General features: G+C 54.3%; 11 protein-coding genes and 1 riboswitch. Of the genes, 7 read left to right on the top strand and 4 right to left on the bottom strand.

Annotated elements, in window-relative coordinates; all coding sequences use genetic code 11:
- The first annotated feature begins 279 nt into the window (after positions 1–279).
- Positions 280–4,308: a DNA-directed RNA polymerase subunit beta gene (gene rpoB / locus KTJ90_RS18080; protein WP_008927143.1), complete on the top strand. Its 4,029-nt coding sequence runs from the start codon at positions 280–282 to the stop codon at positions 4,306–4,308.
- Positions 4,309–4,437: 129 nt separating this feature from the next.
- Positions 4,438–8,661 carry a DNA-directed RNA polymerase subunit beta' gene (gene rpoC / locus KTJ90_RS18075; RefSeq protein WP_003850116.1) on the top strand — a complete coding sequence of 1,408 codons (4,224 nt, stop codon included), beginning with the start codon at positions 4,438–4,440 and terminating at the stop codon, positions 8,659–8,661.
- A gap of 54 nt (positions 8,662–8,715) precedes the next feature.
- Here rpoC and KTJ90_RS18070 read toward each other — a convergent pair whose 3' ends face one another.
- Complete coding sequence (locus KTJ90_RS18070) at positions 8,716–8,898, bottom strand: DUF1127 domain-containing protein (protein ID WP_033743647.1); 183 nt, start codon at positions 8,896–8,898, stop codon at positions 8,716–8,718.
- Between the two features lie 174 nt (positions 8,899–9,072).
- Here KTJ90_RS18070 and KTJ90_RS18065 point away from each other — a divergent pair, with 174 nt between their 5' ends.
- A complete protein-coding gene (locus tag KTJ90_RS18065; RefSeq protein WP_039660698.1) occupies positions 9,073–10,527 on the top strand; it encodes an aminotransferase-like domain-containing protein in 1,455 nt (484 codons plus the stop codon).
- A 193-nt stretch (positions 10,528–10,720) separates the two neighbouring features.
- Here KTJ90_RS18065 and thiE read toward each other — a convergent pair whose 3' ends face one another.
- The 3 genes from thiE to KTJ90_RS18050 form a co-directional block, all read right to left on the bottom strand.
- Positions 10,721–11,347 (bottom strand): beta/alpha barrel domain-containing protein, encoded by a 627-nt coding sequence (gene thiE, locus KTJ90_RS18060; protein ID WP_499025644.1) that lies wholly within the window; start codon positions 11,345–11,347, stop codon positions 10,721–10,723.
- A 2-nt stretch (positions 11,348–11,349) separates the two neighbouring features.
- Complete coding sequence (gene thiC / locus KTJ90_RS18055; RefSeq protein WP_003850124.1) at positions 11,350–13,272, bottom strand: phosphomethylpyrimidine synthase ThiC; 1,923 nt, start codon at positions 13,270–13,272, stop codon at positions 11,350–11,352.
- A gap of 87 nt (positions 13,273–13,359) precedes the next feature.
- Positions 13,360–13,460, bottom strand: a riboswitch (TPP riboswitch).
- Positions 13,461–13,613: 153 nt separating this feature from the next.
- Complete coding sequence (locus KTJ90_RS18050) at positions 13,614–14,120, bottom strand: Rsd/AlgQ family anti-sigma factor (RefSeq protein ID WP_003850126.1); 507 nt, start codon at positions 14,118–14,120, stop codon at positions 13,614–13,616.
- An 89-nt stretch (positions 14,121–14,209) separates the two neighbouring features.
- Between KTJ90_RS18050 and nudC the strand changes: the two genes are divergently transcribed.
- The 4 genes from nudC to KTJ90_RS18030 all read left to right on the top strand — a co-directional run bounded on the left by nudC (position 14,210) and on the right by KTJ90_RS18030 (position 17,413).
- The gene (nudC, locus tag KTJ90_RS18045) at positions 14,210–14,980 is read left to right on the top strand and encodes an NAD(+) diphosphatase (RefSeq protein ID WP_003850129.1); all 771 of its coding nucleotides are present in this window, start codon (positions 14,210–14,212) and stop codon (positions 14,978–14,980) included.
- Between the two features lie 40 nt (positions 14,981–15,020).
- On the top strand, positions 15,021–16,088 hold the full coding sequence (hemE, locus tag KTJ90_RS18040; RefSeq protein WP_008927148.1) for a uroporphyrinogen decarboxylase: 1,068 nt from the start codon (positions 15,021–15,023) through the stop codon (positions 16,086–16,088).
- Between the two features lie 2 nt (positions 16,089–16,090).
- Positions 16,091–16,759, top strand: a complete 669-nt coding sequence (nfi, locus tag KTJ90_RS18035) for a deoxyribonuclease V (RefSeq protein WP_003850133.1) — start codon at positions 16,091–16,093, stop codon at positions 16,757–16,759.
- A 63-nt stretch (positions 16,760–16,822) separates the two neighbouring features.
- The gene (locus KTJ90_RS18030) at positions 16,823–17,413 is read left to right on the top strand and encodes a YjaG family protein (RefSeq protein ID WP_003850135.1); all 591 of its coding nucleotides are present in this window, start codon (positions 16,823–16,825) and stop codon (positions 17,411–17,413) included.
- Positions 17,414–17,560: the final 147 nt, after the last annotated feature.

Genomic DNA, 17,560 nt, shown 5'->3' with positions numbered 1-17,560 from the left:
TTTTTGGTCACCAGCCTTTTTGCGCTACAGGGTCTCAATGGGGTTTCACACTGTTTGTCCATTGTTACTCTTCAATATCTTTCTCTATCGACGACTTAATATACCGCTTTCCTGTGCGGGTTCCCTGCCTTCTCAAAAGCGATGAAATGATTTAAGCGTGATAGAAAGAGGTATTGCACTGCTGCCGCGCAGCCAGTGAATCAAACAAAATCGTGTTGCATGAACTGTCCTGTCAGGACGGACAGCGTGGGTCGACTTGTCAGCTAGCTGAGGAACCCTATGGTTTACTCCTATACCGAGAAAAAACGTATTCGTAAGGATTTTGGTAAACGTCCGCAAGTACTGGACATACCTTATCTCCTTTCCATCCAGCTCGACTCGTTCCAGAAGTTTATCGAGCAAGATCCAGAAGGTCAGTACGGACTGGAAGCTGCATTCCGTTCTGTATTCCCTATTGCGAGCTACAGCGGCAACTCTGAGTTGCAGTATGTGAGCTATCGCCTGGGTGAACCTGTCTTTGACGTGAAAGAGTGTCAGATCCGTGGCGTGACCTATTCGGCACCGCTGCGCGTGAAACTGCGTCTGGTGGTCTATGAGCGCGAAGCGCCAGAAGGCACCGTAAAAGACATTAAAGAACAAGAAGTCTACATGGGCGAAATTCCGCTCATGACCGACAACGGTACCTTTGTTATTAATGGTACCGAACGCGTTATCGTTTCTCAGCTGCACCGTAGTCCTGGCGTGTTCTTTGATAGCGATAAGGGTAAAACCCACTCATCGGGTAAAGTGCTGTACAACGCACGTATCATCCCTTACCGCGGATCATGGCTCGACTTTGAGTTTGACCCGAAAGATAACCTGTTTGTCCGTATTGACCGTCGTCGTAAGCTGCCGGCCACTATCATCCTGCGTGCGTTGCAGTTCACTACACCTCAGATCCTCGATATCTTCTTCGAGAAAGTGGTGTTTGAAATCCGTGACAACAAGCTGCAGATGGAGCTGGTGCCTGAGCGCCTGCGCGGTGAAACCGCTACCTTCGATATCGAAGCGAACGGCACCGTCTACGTCGAAAAAGCACGCCGTATTACTGCGCGCCATATCCGTCAGCTGGAAAAAGATGGCATTCAGCACATCGAAGTTCCGGTTGAATATATCGCGGGCAAAGTGGTCGCTAAAGACTACATCGATGAGAGCACCGGTGAGCTGATCATTGCAGCGAACATGGAACTGTCACTGGATCTGCTGGCTAAACTGAGCCAGTCCGGTCACAAGCGCATCGAAACGCTGTTCACCAACGATCTGGACCACGGTCCTTATATCTCCGAGACCCTGCGTGTCGACCCAACCAGCGATCGCCTGAGCGCACTGGTTGAGATCTACCGCATGATGCGTCCTGGTGAGCCGCCAACACGCGAAGCAGCAGAGAACCTGTTTGAGAACCTGTTCTTCTCTGAAGATCGTTACGATCTGTCTGCTGTTGGTCGTATGAAGTTCAACCGCTCATTACTGCGTGATGAAATCGAAGGTTCAGGCATCCTGAGCAAAGACGACATCATCGAAGTGATGAAGAAGCTTATCGACATCCGTAACGGTAAAGGCGAAGTGGACGATATCGACCACCTCGGTAACCGTCGTATTCGTTCAGTCGGTGAAATGGCTGAGAACCAGTTCCGTGTGGGTCTGGTGCGTGTTGAGCGTGCGGTTAAAGAGCGTCTGTCACTGGGCGACCTGGATACCCTGATGCCACAGGACATGATCAACGCGAAGCCGATTTCGGCCGCGGTGAAAGAGTTCTTTGGTTCAAGCCAGCTTTCTCAGTTCATGGATCAGAACAACCCGCTGTCAGAGATTACGCACAAACGTCGTATCTCTGCTCTCGGCCCGGGTGGTTTGACGCGTGAGCGTGCCGGCTTCGAAGTGCGTGACGTACACCCAACGCACTACGGTCGTGTCTGCCCAATCGAAACCCCTGAAGGCCCGAACATCGGTCTGATCAACTCCTTGTCTGTTTATGCACAGACGAACGAGTACGGTTTCCTTGAGACACCTTATCGCCGTGTTATCGACGGTCTGGTTTCTGACGAGATTCATTACCTCTCTGCTATCGAAGAGGGTAACTACGTTATCGCTCAGGCAAACGCCCCTCTTGATGATAACGGCGCGTTTGTTGATGACTTAGTCACCTGCCGTAGCAAAGGCGAATCAAGTCTGTTCAGCCGTGATCAGGTTGACTACATGGACGTTTCGACCCAACAGATCGTTTCTGTCGGTGCGTCCCTGATCCCGTTCCTGGAACACGATGACGCCAACCGCGCCCTGATGGGTGCGAACATGCAACGTCAGGCCGTTCCGACTCTGCGTGCTGACAAGCCGCTGGTTGGTACCGGTATGGAACGTGCTGTTGCTGTTGACTCCGGTGTTACCGCCGTTGCGAAACGTGGCGGTACCGTTCAGTACGTCGACGCATCACGTATCGTTATCAAAGTGAACGAAGACGAAATGCATGCTGGCGAAGCCGGTATCGACATTTATAACCTGACCAAATATACCCGTTCTAACCAGAACACCTGCATCAACCAGATGCCATGTGTTTCTCTGGGTGAGCCGGTTGAGCGCGGCGACGTGCTGGCAGATGGCCCGTCCACCGATCTGGGTGAACTGGCACTGGGCCAGAACATGCGCGTAGCGTTCATGCCGTGGAACGGCTACAACTTCGAAGACTCCATCCTGGTCTCCGAGCGTGTGGTTCAGGAAGATCGCTTTACGACTATCCATATTCAGGAACTGGCTTGCGTGTCGCGTGACACCAAACTGGGGCCGGAAGAGATTACCGCTGATATCCCGAACGTGGGTGAAGCCGCTCTCTCTAAACTGGATGAGTCAGGCATTGTCTACATCGGTGCTGAAGTGACCGGTGGTGACATTCTGGTTGGTAAGGTCACGCCGAAAGGTGAGACCCAGCTGACGCCAGAAGAGAAACTGCTGCGCGCTATCTTCGGTGAAAAAGCCTCTGACGTGAAAGATTCGTCACTGCGCGTACCGAATGGCGTGTCAGGCACCGTGATTGACGTTCAGGTCTTTACCCGCGATGGCGTGGAAAAAGACAAACGTGCGCTGGAAATTGAAGAGATGCAGCTGAAGCAGGCCAAAAAAGACCTGTCTGAAGAACTGCAGATTCTGGAAGCGGGCCTGTTCAGCCGTATTCAGAACGTCCTGATTTCTGGTGGCGTTGAAGCAGACAAACTGGACAAGCTGCCGCGCGAGCGCTGGCTGGAACTGGGTCTGACTGACGAAGCCAAGCAAAACCAGCTGGAGCAGCTGGCAGAGCAGTACGACGAACTGAAGCACGAGTTTGAGAAAAAACTCGAAGGTAAGCGTCGTAAAATCACCCAGGGCGATGATCTGGCACCAGGCGTGCTGAAAATCGTTAAGGTTTATCTGGCTGTTAAGCGTCAGATTCAGCCGGGTGACAAAATGGCAGGCCGTCACGGTAACAAAGGTGTTATCTCCAAGATCAACCCGATCGAAGATATGCCTTACGATGAAAACGGCACGCCGGTTGACATCGTTCTGAACCCGCTGGGCGTACCATCGCGTATGAACATCGGTCAGATTCTGGAAACCCACCTGGGCATGGCAGCGAAAGGCATCGGCGAGAAGATCAACGCCATGCTGAAGAAGCAGGAAGAAGTCGCGAAACTACGCGAATTCATCCAGCGCGCCTATGACCTGGGTAGCGATCTGCGTCAGAAAGTTGACCTGAACACCTTCTCCGATGACGAAGTTCTTCGTCTGGCAGAGAACCTGAAGAAAGGTATGCCAATCGCCACTCCGGTGTTTGATGGCGCGAAAGAGAGTGAAATCAAAGAGCTGCTGCAGCTCGGCGGCTTGCCTTCTTCCGGTCAGATTACCCTGTTTGACGGCCGTACCGGTGAGCAGTTCGAACGTCAGGTAACCGTTGGCTATATGTACATGCTGAAACTCAACCACCTGGTTGATGACAAGATGCATGCACGTTCAACCGGTTCCTACAGCCTGGTTACTCAGCAGCCGCTGGGTGGTAAGGCACAGTTCGGTGGTCAGCGCTTTGGTGAGATGGAAGTATGGGCACTGGAAGCATACGGTGCCGCGTATACCCTGCAGGAAATGCTTACCGTTAAGTCTGATGACGTCAACGGCCGTACCAAGATGTATAAAAACATCGTTGACGGTAACCATCAGATGGAACCGGGCATGCCGGAATCCTTCAACGTACTGTTGAAAGAGATTCGCTCGCTGGGTATCAACATCGAGCTGGAAGACGAGTAACCCCTTTTCAGGCTGCGGTTCGCCGCCGCCTGATAGCGCAGGGTTTAAAGCGCTCGCAATTGTACTGGTTACGGGGCGTTCAATTTCGGTTGGACGCCCTCTGAGTCTCACTCCGACGGGAGCTAATCCGTGAAAGACTTACTTAAGTTTCTGAAAGCGCAAACTAAGACCGAAGAGTTTGATGCGATCAAAATTGCGCTGGCTTCGCCAGACATGATCCGTTCCTGGTCTTTTGGTGAAGTGAAAAAGCCAGAAACCATTAACTACCGTACTTTTAAGCCAGAGCGCGATGGTCTGTTCTGTGCCCGTATCTTCGGGCCGGTAAAAGACTATGAGTGCCTGTGCGGCAAGTATAAGCGCCTGAAACACCGTGGTGTGATTTGTGAGAAGTGCGGCGTTGAAGTGACCCAGACTAAAGTACGCCGTGAGCGTATGGGCCACATCGAACTGGCGTCGCCGACTGCGCACATCTGGTTCCTGAAGTCACTGCCATCGCGTATCGGCTTACTGCTGGATATGCCACTGCGTGACATCGAGCGCGTGCTCTACTTTGAATCTTACGTGGTAATCGAAGGTGGCATGACCAACCTCGAGAAGCGTCAGATCCTGACTGAAGAGCAGTACCTTGACGCTCTGGAAGAGTTCGGTGACGAGTTCGACGCCAAAATGGGCGCCGAAGCGATCCAGGCCCTGTTGAAAAACATGGATCTGGAGCAGGAGTGCGAGCAGCTGCGTGAAGAGCTGAACGAAACCAACTCCGAAACTAAACGTAAAAAGCTGACCAAGCGTATCAAGCTGCTGGAAGCGTTCGTACAGTCTGGTAACAAGCCAGAGTGGATGATCCTGACCGTGCTGCCTGTTCTGCCACCGGATCTGCGTCCGCTGGTACCGCTGGATGGTGGCCGTTTCGCAACGTCGGATCTGAACGATCTTTATCGTCGCGTGATCAACCGTAACAACCGTCTGAAGCGCCTGCTGGATCTGGCTGCGCCAGATATCATCGTACGCAACGAAAAGCGTATGTTGCAGGAAGCGGTCGATGCACTGCTGGACAACGGTCGTCGCGGTCGTGCGATCACCGGTTCCAACAAGCGTCCGCTGAAATCGCTGGCTGACATGATCAAAGGTAAGCAGGGTCGTTTCCGTCAGAACCTGCTGGGTAAACGTGTCGACTATTCTGGTCGTTCGGTTATCACCGTTGGTCCATACCTGCGTCTGCATCAGTGCGGTCTGCCTAAGAAAATGGCACTCGAACTGTTCAAACCGTTCATTTACGGCAAGCTGGAACTGCGTGGCCTGGCCACCACCATCAAAGCCGCGAAGAAAATGGTTGAGCGCGAAGAAGCGGTTGTCTGGGATATCCTCGACGAAGTGATCCGTGAGCACCCGGTTCTTCTGAACCGTGCGCCTACGCTGCACCGTCTGGGTATTCAGGCCTTTGAACCGGTTCTGATCGAAGGTAAAGCAATCCAGCTGCACCCGCTGGTTTGTGCGGCCTATAACGCCGACTTCGATGGTGACCAGATGGCTGTTCACGTACCGCTGACGCTGGAAGCCCAGCTGGAAGCGCGTGCGCTGATGATGTCGACCAACAACATCCTGTCACCTGCGAACGGCGAGCCAATCATCGTTCCTTCTCAGGACGTTGTACTGGGTCTGTATTACATGACCCGTGACTGTGTTAACGCTAAAGGCGAAGGCATGGTGCTGACTGGCCCGAAAGAAGCTGAGCGTGTTTATCGCGCTGGCCTGGCCTCTCTGCATGCTCGCGTTAAAGTGCGTATCACTGAACACGAGAAAAACGAGCAGGATGAGTGGGTTGCTAAAACCAGCATCATCGATACAACGATTGGCCGTGCCATCCTGTGGATGATCGTGCCGAAAGGTCTGCCGTTCTCTATCGTTAACCAGGCGCTGGGCAAAAAAGCTATCTCCAAAATGCTTAACACCTGTTACCGCATTCTGGGTCTGAAGCCGACGGTTATCTTTGCTGACCAGACCATGTACACCGGTTTCGCTTACGCTGCCCGTTCAGGCGCGTCAGTCGGTATCGATGATATGGTTATTCCAGAGAAGAAAGTGGAAATCATCACCGAAGCGGAAGCGGAAGTGGCTGAAATTCAGGAACAGTTCCAGTCTGGTCTGGTAACCGCAGGCGAACGTTACAACAAAGTCATCGATATCTGGGCAGCAGCCAACGAACGTGTTGCCAAGGCGATGATGGAGAACCTCTCTACCGAAGTTGTGATTAACCGCGACGGTGCAGAAGAGCGACAGGTTTCCTTTAACAGCATCTTTATGATGGCCGACTCCGGTGCGCGTGGTTCTGCTGCACAGATTCGTCAGCTGGCCGGTATGCGTGGTCTGATGGCGAAACCAGATGGTTCCATCATCGAAACACCAATCACGGCGAACTTCCGTGAGGGTTTGAACGTACTTCAGTACTTCATCTCAACCCACGGTGCACGTAAAGGTCTGGCGGATACCGCACTGAAAACGGCGAACTCCGGTTATCTGACGCGTCGTCTGGTTGACGTTGCACAGGATCTGGTTGTTACCGAAGATGACTGTGGTACACACGAAGGCATCATGATGACGCCTGTCATCGAAGGTGGCGACGTTAAAGAGCCACTGCGTGAACGTGTACTGGGTCGTGTGACGGCAGAAGACGTTCTGAAGCCGGGCACTGCTGACATTCTGGTCCCACGCAACACGCTGCTCGATGAGCACTGGTGTGATGTGCTGGAACTGAACTCAGTTGACAGCCTGAAAGTCCGCTCTGTTGTAGGTTGTGAAACCGACTTTGGTGTGTGTGCGCATTGCTACGGTCGCGACCTGGCACGTGGTCACATCATCAACAAAGGTGAAGCGATCGGTGTTATCGCAGCACAGTCCATCGGTGAGCCAGGTACACAGCTGACGATGCGTACGTTCCACATCGGTGGTGCGGCATCACGTGCGGCTGCTGAATCCAGCATTCAGGTGAAGAACAAAGGTACCATCAAGCTGACCAACGCCAAGTCCGTAACGAACTCGGCAGGCAAGCTGGTGATCACCTCGCGTAACGTTGAACTGAAAATGATCGACGAATTTGGTCGTACCAAAGAGAGCTATAAAGTTCCTTATGGTTCTACCATGGCGAAAGGTGATGGTGAGCAGGTTGCCGCGGGCGAAACCGTTGCAAACTGGGATCCGCATACCATGCCAGTCATCACCGAAGTGGGCGGTTTCATTCGCTTCACTGACATGGTTGATGGCCAGACCATTACCCGTCAGACAGATGACTTAACCGGTCTCTCTTCGCTGGTGGTTCTGGACAGTGCTGAACGTACTGCGGGCGGTAAAGATCTGCGTCCTGCGCTGAAAATTGTTGATGCCAACGGCAACGACGTTCTGATCCCGGGCACCGATATGCCGGCTCAGTACTTCCTGCCAGGTAAAGCGATTGTTCAGCTGGAAGATGGCGTTAAGATCAGTGCCGGTGACACGTTAGCGCGTGTTCCGCAGGAATCTGGCGGTACCAAAGATATTACCGGTGGTCTGCCACGCGTTGCTGACCTGTTCGAAGCGCGTCGTCCGAAAGAGCCCGCTATTCTGGCAGAGATCAGCGGCATCATCTCCTTCGGTAAAGAGACCAAAGGTAAGCGTCGTCTGGTCATTACCCCGCTGGATGGTAGCGAGCCGTACGAAGAGATGATTCCGAAATGGCGTCAGCTGAACGTGTTCGAAGGTGAACGTGTTGAGCGCGGTGACGTGGTTTCCGATGGCCCAGAGTCTCCACATGACATCCTGCGCTTGCGTGGCGTGCATGCGGTGACCCGTTACATCACTAACGAAGTGCAGGAAGTTTACCGTCTGCAGGGCGTTAAGATTAACGATAAGCACATCGAAGTCATCGTTCGTCAGATGCTGCGTAAAGCAACCATCGTGAGCGCAGGAAGTGCAGACTTCCTGGAAGGTGAGCAGGCTGAATTCTCTCGCATCAAGATCTCTAACCGTGATCTGGAAGCGAACGGAAAAGTTGGCGCAACCTTCATGCGTGACCTGTTGGGTATTACCAAAGCGTCACTGGCTACCGAATCGTTCATCTCTGCAGCATCGTTCCAGGAGACGACACGTGTCCTGACCGAAGCAGCAGTTGCAGGCAAGCGCGACGAACTGCGCGGCCTGAAAGAGAACGTCATCGTGGGTCGTCTGATTCCGGCCGGTACCGGTTATGCGTACCATCAGGATCGTATGCGCCGTAAAGCGGCAGGTGAAGTGCCGGTTGCACCGCAGGTTACTGCGGATGAAGCCTCAGCCAGCCTGGCTGAACTGTTGAACGCCGGTCTCGGCGGCAACAAAAACGATTAATCGTTCTTTGCCTGATAAAAACCCTGCCTCGGCAGGGTTTTTTTTGTCTGTCATTCAGGCATTCCAGTCGTTGCGCCTGAGACCAATGTCTTTCAACTGACTGTCACTCAGTTTCGACAGGATGACGCGGGTTTCACGCCGTAGTTGCCAGCGTTTATAACTACGCCACATGAAACGAACCAGCTGGTAAGGTGTGCCTGTAAAGGGTTTAGCTGCGCGATTCTCGTCGTATCCCATGATAGTGCCCTCAGTGAAGTATCTGAGGACCATTTTCATCGCATCGCTCTGTATGATACAGACGCAAAAATCACCTTTTTTTAACATACAGATTGCGGTTGTCGTGATCTGAATGGTAAAAAAGAAGCATAACTGTACTGGTTAATGCTCATCATCTGAGACAGAGGAAATACAATGACGCGATATGAACATCTGGCCACACTGCTGGCTCAGCGCATTGAACAGGGTTTATATCGCAGTGGTGAGCGCCTGCCTTCGGTACGCAGTCTGAGTGCCGAACATGGCGTCAGTATCAGCACCGTACAGCAGGCTTATCATCTGCTGGAAGAGAAGCAGATGATCACGCCGCAGTCTCGCTCCGGCTATTTTGTCGCCTCGCGCAAAGCAACACCCCCGATGCCTGCGCTGACCCGTCCTGCACAGCGGCCGGTTGAGGTGACGCAGTGGGATGCGGTGCTGGAGCTGATTAACAGCCGACTGGAGGATGATGTGTTGCAGCTGGGCAGCGGCATGCCGGATGTGACTCAGCCGACGCTTAAGCCGCTGTGGAAAGCATTCAGCCGTCAGGCGCAGAAGCAGGACATGGCGCTGCTGAATTATGACAACCTCTATGGTGTTCTCGCGCTGCGACAACAGGTTGCACGGCTGGCAATAGACAGCGGCTGCCAGCTCACCGCCGATGACATTGTTATTACCACCGGCTGCCATGAGGCGTTATCGGTCGCCGTTCGGGCTGTCTGCGAGCCGGGCGATATCATTGCCGTTGAGTCACCGTCGTTTCACGGCATCATGCAAACCCTGCGCGGCTTTGGCATTCGTGCCATTGAGATCCCAACAGATGCGGTCACCGGCATCAGTCTGGAAGCGCTGGAACTGGCCTTTGATCAATGGCCGATTAAAGCAGTCGTTGTTGTGCCGAACTGCAATAATCCGTTGGGATTCATCATGCCTGAACAGCGTAAGCGGGCATTGCTGGCGCTGGCGCAGCGGTTTGATGCGGCGGTAATCGAAGATGATGTTTATGGTGAGTTAGCCTGGGAATACCCGCGCCCACCTACTATTAAAGCGCTGGATCTCGATGGCCGGGTTCTGCTGTGCAGCTCTTTTTCTAAAACGCTGGCGCCCGGTTTACGTGTCGGCTGGGTTGCACCAGGACGCTATCGCGACCGCGTGCTGCACATGAAATATATCGTCACAGGCTCCACCGCCACGCAGCCTCAGCATGCGGTTGCGGAGTTTATCCGCCAGGGCCATTATCAGCTGCATCTACGGCGGATGCGGCAAATCTATCATCGTAACTATGAAACCTTTAGCTGCTGGGTGCGCCACTACTTTCCCTGTGGCATCTGCGTTTCCCGTCCTCAGGGCGGTTTTCTGATGTGGATTGAACTCCCGGAAGCATTTGATGCGGTCCTGCTTAACCGGGAACTGCGCGAATCAAAAATTCAGATTGCCGCAGGCTCACTCTTTTCGGCCTCGGGCAAATATCGCAACTGCCTGCGCTTAAATTACGGGCTGCCAATAAACGAGCAAACTGAACAGGCGCTGGCGCGGGTGGGTGCGGCTGTCGAACGCGCTATGCTCTCGTGTCAGCATGAGCCGCAGACTTCAGCCTCTGCTATCGTATAGAGGAAAGAAGAAGCAGGGCCGGCAAGAGGAGGGAACCGGCCCTGGTCAGTTAACCTTAACCTGACGGATGCCACATTAAGGTTTTGGCTCACAGCACGCCAGCGGCAACCCTCACGTTTGCGCGCTGCTTTCCCGGAAGAATGCGGGCATTACCCGTTTTGCAGCGGCTATGTGGTACAGCTTCCACAAATCCTTAATGGCCAGGTTCTGCCAGCGCCATCAATGTCCGGGTTGCTTCACGCCAGTCATCTGCCTGAGTAATCGCACTCACTACCGCAATACTCCCAACGCCGGTTGCCAGTACCTCAGGTGCTCGCGCAATCGAGATACCGCCAATCGCCACAGTGGGAATATGCGTCAGGCGTGCCAGATGTCGCTTCAGCTGCTCAATGCCCTGCGGCGCAGAAGGCATCTCTTTAGTCTGCGTCGGGAAAATATGCCCAAGTGCGATGTAAGAGGGCTGGGTTGCCAGCGCGCGATCCAGCTCCGCGTCGTCATGGGTGGAGAGCCCCAGACGCAATCCGGCCTGATGAATGCGGGCAAGATCGGCCACATCCATATCCTCCTGCCCCAGATGTATGCCATAAGCCTGATGTTTAATTGCCAGCTGCCAGTAGTCATTGATAAACAGGCGTGCGTCATAGCGTTTTCCCAGTGCAATCGCATGGGCAATAGCGGGCTCAGCGATCGCATCGGGCTGATCCTTAATGCGCAGCTGCAGCGTGCGAACGCCCATCTCCAGCAGGCGTTCAATCCACTCGGGGCTATCAACCACCGGATAAAGCCCCAGGCGCGGGGCGGTAGCAGGGAATGCGGGCATCGTTACTCCTCCTTAATGGCATCGGCAGGGTGATAAAGCTCACCGCCGTGGCTGCGAAAACGGTCTGACATCTGCGCCATGCCCACTTCAACCGGCTCGGCACGCGCATCCTGGCGTGCTGCAAACTCGCGCACCTCCTGAGAAATTTTCATTGAGCAGAATTTAGGGCCACACATCGAGCAGAAATGAGCCACCTTTCCTGACTCCTGCGGCAGGGTTTCGTCATGCATAGCACGCGCCGTGTGGGGATCCAGCGCCAGATTGAATTGATCTTCCCAGCGGAATTCAAAGCGCGCTTTGGACATGGCGTTATCACGGATCTGCGCAGCGGGGTGGCCTTTGGCCAGATCGGCGGCATGCGCCGCGATTTTGTAGGTGATCAATCCCTGTTTCACATCCTCTTTGTTGGGCAGACCCAGATGCTCTTTAGGTGTGACATAACACAGCATCGCACAACCAAACCAGCCAATCATGGCGGCACCGATACCCGAGGTGAAATGGTCATAGCCGGGCGCGATATCGGTGGTCAGCGGACCGAGGGTGTAGAAGGGGGCTTCATCGCACAGCTCGAGCTGTTCCGTCATGTTGCGGCGGATCATATGCATCGGCACGTGGCCCGGACCTTCAATCATTACCTGAACATCATATTCCCAGGCAATACGGGTCAGTTCACCCAGGGTACGCAGTTCGGCAAACTGCGCTTCATCGTTGGCATCCTGAATCGAACCCGGACGCAGGCCATCGCCCAGCGACAGGGAGACATCGTACGCCGCACAGATTTCACAGATCTCACGGAAGTGCTGATAGAGGAAACTCTCCTGATGATGGGACAGGCACCACTTCGCCATGATCGATCCGCCCCGCGAGACGATGCCGGTCAGACGTTTCGCCGTCATCGGGACATAACGCAGTAGCACGCCCGCGTGGATAGTGAAGTAATCGACGCCCTGTTCCGCCTGTTCAAGCAGCGTGTCCCGGAATATTTCCCAGTTCAGCGCCTCCGCCACGCCATTCACTTTTTCCAGCGCCTGATAGATCGGCACCGTACCAATAGGCACCGGGCTGTTGCGCAAAATCCATTCGCGCGTTTCATGAATATAACGACCGGTAGAGAGATCCATCACCGTATCGGCACCCCAGCGAGTTGACCAGACCAGCTTTTCCACTTCTTCTTCAATGGAAGAGGTCACCGCCGAATTACCGATGTTGGCGTTAACCTTAACCAGAAAGTTGCGGCCTATGATCATGGGCTCTGATTCAGGGTGATTGATATTCGCCGGGATGATAGCGCGTCCGGCAGCAACTTCCTGACGCACAAACTCGGGGGTGATGCGGGCGGGCAGATGCGCACCAAAGCTGTGACCCGGATGCTGTTGCAGCAGCACCTCACTGCGGATTCGCTCGCGCCCCATGTTTTCGCGCAGAGCGATAAACTCCATCTCCGGGGTGATGATCCCCTGGCGGGCATAGTGCAGCTGCGTGACGCGGCGCCCGGCACGGGCACGGCGCGGTGTCGGAAGGTGATCGAAGCGCAGATGATCCAGCCCCTCATCAGCCAGTCGCTGTTGGGTATAGCCTGAGCTGTTCTGTTCAAGAAGTTCGCTGTCGCCGCGTTCAGTAATCCAGCGCGCGCGCAGCTTTTCCAGGCCACGATGCACATCAATCTCTGCCGCGGGATCACCATAAGCGCCTGCCGTGTCATAGACCGGCACCGCTTCATTTTGCTCATAGAGAGGCTGTTCTTTGCTACCGCCAGTGTGGGTCGGGCTCAGGGTAATTTCACGCATGGGTACGCGAATATCCTCCCGGCTGCCGGTAATCCAGATGCGACGGGACTGGGGAAAGGCACTGCCGCTTTGCAGAGAATCGATAAATTCCTGCGCCTGGGCACGCTGTTCACGACGGGTCATTTTTGGGTCAGACATAGCAATCTTCCTGTTAAGAGGGAACGATGCTTGTCCGGAGTTCGGAAGGAGTAACCGTATAGACAGCGTAAGCGTGCTGACATACAGAGAATATTTACTCTTGTTCCCTTCGCAGGTTCTAACCTGATCAGGTTCCGCGGATCCCGAATTAACGGTCTCAGCCCAACTGGGCACTCCGACAAGAAGCTACTTTTTGCACTGGCGTCCTGTAACAGACTCCGGCGTAAAAAGCTTAAATTTCAAAGCACAAATAAAAAAGGTTCATTGGAAAGCGCTCCGCAGAACCTGTTTAGCATAAAAGGGCTGGAAGATAATCTCAACCCCTTTCCCGACGGCGATAATCAGGCCGGGCGGGCGATTTGGCTGTCATTCGCCACTGGCGGGGGGACGAGCTTGTTGTCCCATGCCAGCTGAATCAGCTTATCTTCAAGTGTAAACCGGGCTTCCAGCACTTCGCCCACTTCGGACAACGCCTGCTGGAAGGTCATGCAGTTTTCGTCATCAATCGCCTGCTGAAGGTGGCCGTCATAGAGCTGCATCAGACGTTCCGTATTGGCTTCCAGCGGGGGATAGATCTGCGCGGCAGCGATCATCGGGCTGTCGCCACTCATTTCACTGATCACGCGTTCATAGATACTGAAGTGACCCGCAGAAAGATAATCGACCAGGCCATGACAAAAGTTGTCGAGCGCCTGTTCATCCAGACGCGTCAGCGCCTCTTTATTAGGTTTAAGACCCACCAGGTGATAATAGGTCACCAGTAGCTGACGACGGGCTTCAAGCCACGAATCGACCAGTTCATTACTGCCACCTACGCGTTCAGCCAGGACGTCTAACTGGTTAAGCATATCTAACTCCATGTGAGTTATAGTTGTTTATCTACACACTTAACATCAGGGCTTCAGCGTGCGATTTGACGCTAAGGATGACGAAATAAATGCAATGCGAAATCTCAAGCGTAGACGCTGGATGGTGGATTGTCAGCCATGAACAGAAAATTTGGTTGCCACAAGGTGATTTACCCCACGGAAACGCCGAAAAATTTGGTTTAACTGGCAGTAAGGCCCGGACCATCGGTGAGTGGCAGGGCGAAAAAGTCTGGCTGATTTGTGAACCGCGTTCTGCCGATATGTTCTCAGTCCGTCAGCTAATCGATCAGGATGCAGCGCTGTTTCAGCTGGTGGGTCGCGGTGTTCAGCTGGCGGAATTCTACCGTTCTCATCGCTGGTGCGGCTATTGCGGCCATGAAATGCATCACAGCAAACATGAATTTGCCTGTCTCTGCAGCCATTGCCGCGAGCGTTACTATCCGCAGATTGCACCCTGCATTATTGTGGCGATCCGTCGCGGCGATGAAATCCTGCTGGCGAACCATGCCCGCCATCGCAATAAGGTCTATACCGTGCTGGCGGGGTTTGTCGAAGTCGGTGAGACACTGGAGCAGGCCGTGGCCCGTGAAGTGATGGAAGAGAGCAATATCCGCGTCAAAAATGTCCGTTACGTGACCTCCCAGCCGTGGCCCTTCCCGCAATCGCTGATGACAGCATTTATGGCAGAGTATGACAGCGGCGATCTGCAACACGACGGCAAAGAACTGCTGGATGCGGCCTGGTTCCGTTTTGATGACCTGCCGTTGCTGCCACCTCCCGGCACCGTGGCGCGTCGTCTGATTGAAGATACTGTCGCCCTGTGCCGCGCCGAAGCGTGAAAGTGCTACACTACACGCCTGTTATTGAGAGAGTGTTGAGATGAGTGAACTGAAGAACGATCGTTATTTGCGTGCCCTGTTACGCCAGCCAGTTGATGTCACGCCGGTATGGATGATGCGACAAGCCGGTCGCTATTTGCCGGAGTACAAAGCGACACGCGCCCAGGCGGGTGACTTTATGTCGCTATGCAAAAACGCCGAGCTGGCCTGCGAAGTCACCCTGCAGCCGCTGCGCCGTTATCCGCTGGATGCCGCTATCCTCTTCAGTGACATCCTGACCATTCCTGATGCGATGGGACTGGGTCTCTACTTTGAAACCGGCGAAGGCCCGCGTTTCTCTAACCCTGTGACCTGTCGCGCTGACGTTGAGCGTTTACCGGTACCCGATCCAGAAATGGAACTGGGCTACGTGATGAATGCGGTCCGCACCATCCGTAAGAACCTGAACGGCGATCTGCCGCTGATTGGCTTCTCAGGCAGTCCATGGACGCTGGCCACCTACATGGTGGAAGGTGGCAGCAGCAAGGCGTTTACCAAAATCAAAAAGATGATGTATGCCGATCCGGCTACGCTGCACGCGATGCTGGATAAGCTGGCCGACAGCGTCATCCTCTACCTCAATGCTCAGATCCGCGCCGGTGCGCAGTCTGTCATGGTGTTTGATACCTGGGGCGGCGTGCTGACCGGTCGTGATTATCGCGAGTTCTCACTTCACTACATGCATAAAATTGTTGATGGCCTGCTGCGTGAAAATGACGGTCGCCGCGTGCCGGTGACGCTCTTCACCAAAGGCGGCGGGCAGTGGCTGGAAGCGATGGCAGCCACCGGTTGTGATGCGCTGGGTCTCGACTGGACCACCGATATTGACGACGCCCGCCGTCGCGTGGGCGACAAAGTTGCGCTACAGGGCAACATGGATCCTTCAATGCTCTATGCGGCACCGGAGCGTATTGAACAGGAAGTGGCCGGCATCCTGGAACGTTTTGGCTCGGGTACCGGGCATGTCTTCAATCTGGGTCACGGCATTCATCAGGATGTACCACCTGAAAATGCGGGTGTCTTTGTTGAAGCGGTGCATCGTTTATCACGTCCCTGGCATCAGGAGTAATTATGGACATTGCCGCACTCCGCGCTGAGCAGTTACAACGCGCCGCTGAGGTAGTGCGTGAGGATGACTTTGATGTGCTGCCGCCCCGTTTTATCGGCGGGGCGGACGTTGGATTTGAGCAGGAAGGCACCGTAACGCGGGCGGCGATGGTGATACTGGAGTATCCCTCGCTAACGCTGGTGGAGCATCGTATCGCGCGCGTTGAGACCACCATGCCCTACATTCCGGGCTTTCTCTCATTCCGCGAGTATCCGGCACTGATGGCCGCCTGGCAGATGCTGGAACAAAAGCCGGACCTGCTGTTTGTGGATGGGCACGGTATTTCGCATCCAAGACGACTGGGCGTCGCATCGCATTTTGGCCTGCTGGTGGATGTGCCGACGATTGGCGTTGCGAAAAGCCGTTTGTGCGGTCGTTTTGACGATCTGGACGCGCAGCCCGGGAGCCGGCAGCCGCTGATCGACAAAGGTGAGCAAATTGGCTGGGTATGGCGCAGCAAGCTGCGTTGTAATCCGTTGTTTGTCGCCACGGGTCATCGCGTCAGCCTGAATACTGCGCTGCAGTGGGTCGAAAACTGTACGCGCGGTTACCGGTTGCCGGAACCGACCCGCTGGGCCGATGCGGTTGCCTCGAACAGAACCGCTTTCCAGCGCTGGCAAAACGCGCTTTAACACTGTTTGTGCTGCGGTTTTGCAGTTACACTGCGGCCAGCGAAACGAATAAGAGCCACCTTTATGTTACAAAATCCCGTTCATCTGCGTCTGGCGAAGCTGGAAAGCTGGCAGCACCTTACGTTTATGGCCTGCCTGTGCGAGCGCATGTATCCCAACTATCGGGCGTTCTGCGAGCAGACTGAATTTGCCGATCCGGCGCTCTATCGTCGCATTCTTGATCTGATCTGGGAAAACCTGACGGTCAAAGATGCGAAGATTAACTTCGACAGCCAGCTGGAAAAGCTCGAAGCTGCCATTCCGGATGGCGATGCGTTTGACGTTTACGGCGTTTACCCGGCTATTGATGCCTGCGTGGCACTAAGCGAAGTCGTGCATGCGCAGCTGAGCGGTGAAACGCTTGAACATGCAATTGAAGTCAGCGAGACGTCAATTACCACTGTCGCTATGCTGGAGATGACCCAGGCTGGACGCGAAATGACCGATGACGAGCTGCGTGAAAACCCGGCTATCATCGATGAGTGGGACCTTCAGTGGGAGATTTTCCGCCTGCTGGCGGAGTGTGAAGAGCGCGACCTTGAATTGATTAAAGGTCTGCGATCTGATCTGCGTGAAGCTGGAATTAGCAACATCGGTATAAATTTCCAGCAGTAAGGCGATAAAACGTGACTTCAGGCCCGAATTAGCGCGCCTGGAGGCTTCACATTGGCCCCCTGTCTGGTCTACATTTGGGGGGCTGAAAATTGTGGCTATCGGTGCGTGCAGGCAGAAGAGTGCCAGAATATGGCTTTTCCCTCGCAC

Source organism: Pantoea jilinensis, from assembly GCF_019104105.1.
In the GTDB taxonomy this organism is placed as follows: Bacteria; Pseudomonadota; Gammaproteobacteria; order Enterobacterales; family Enterobacteriaceae; genus Pantoea; species Pantoea eucalypti.
Note: the sequence above shows the minus strand (reverse complement) of the source record. Positions and strands in the feature narration are given on the sequence as shown.

Bases quoted from the DNA above. Each gene is read 5' to 3' on its own strand.
- rpoB (WP_008927143.1), top strand. From the start codon at position 280: ATGGTTTACTCCTATACCGAGAAAAAACGTATTCGTAAGGATTTTGGT.
- KTJ90_RS18070 (WP_033743647.1), bottom strand. From the start codon at position 8,898: ATGGGATACGACGAGAATCGCGCAGCTAAACCCTTTACAGGCACACCT.
- KTJ90_RS18065 (WP_039660698.1), top strand. From the start codon at position 9,073: ATGACGCGATATGAACATCTGGCCACACTGCTGGCTCAGCGCATTGAA.
- thiE (WP_499025644.1), bottom strand. From the start codon at position 11,347: ATGCCCGCATTCCCTGCTACCGCCCCGCGCCTGGGGCTTTATCCGGTG.
- thiC (WP_003850124.1), bottom strand. From the start codon at position 13,272: ATGTCTGACCCAAAAATGACCCGTCGTGAACAGCGTGCCCAGGCGCAG.
- KTJ90_RS18050 (WP_003850126.1), bottom strand. From the start codon at position 14,120: ATGCTTAACCAGTTAGACGTCCTGGCTGAACGCGTAGGTGGCAGTAAT.
- nudC (WP_003850129.1), top strand. From the start codon at position 14,210: ATGCAATGCGAAATCTCAAGCGTAGACGCTGGATGGTGGATTGTCAGC.
- hemE (WP_008927148.1), top strand. From the start codon at position 15,021: ATGAGTGAACTGAAGAACGATCGTTATTTGCGTGCCCTGTTACGCCAG.
- nfi (WP_003850133.1), top strand. From the start codon at position 16,091: ATGGACATTGCCGCACTCCGCGCTGAGCAGTTACAACGCGCCGCTGAG.
- KTJ90_RS18030 (WP_003850135.1), top strand. From the start codon at position 16,823: ATGTTACAAAATCCCGTTCATCTGCGTCTGGCGAAGCTGGAAAGCTGG.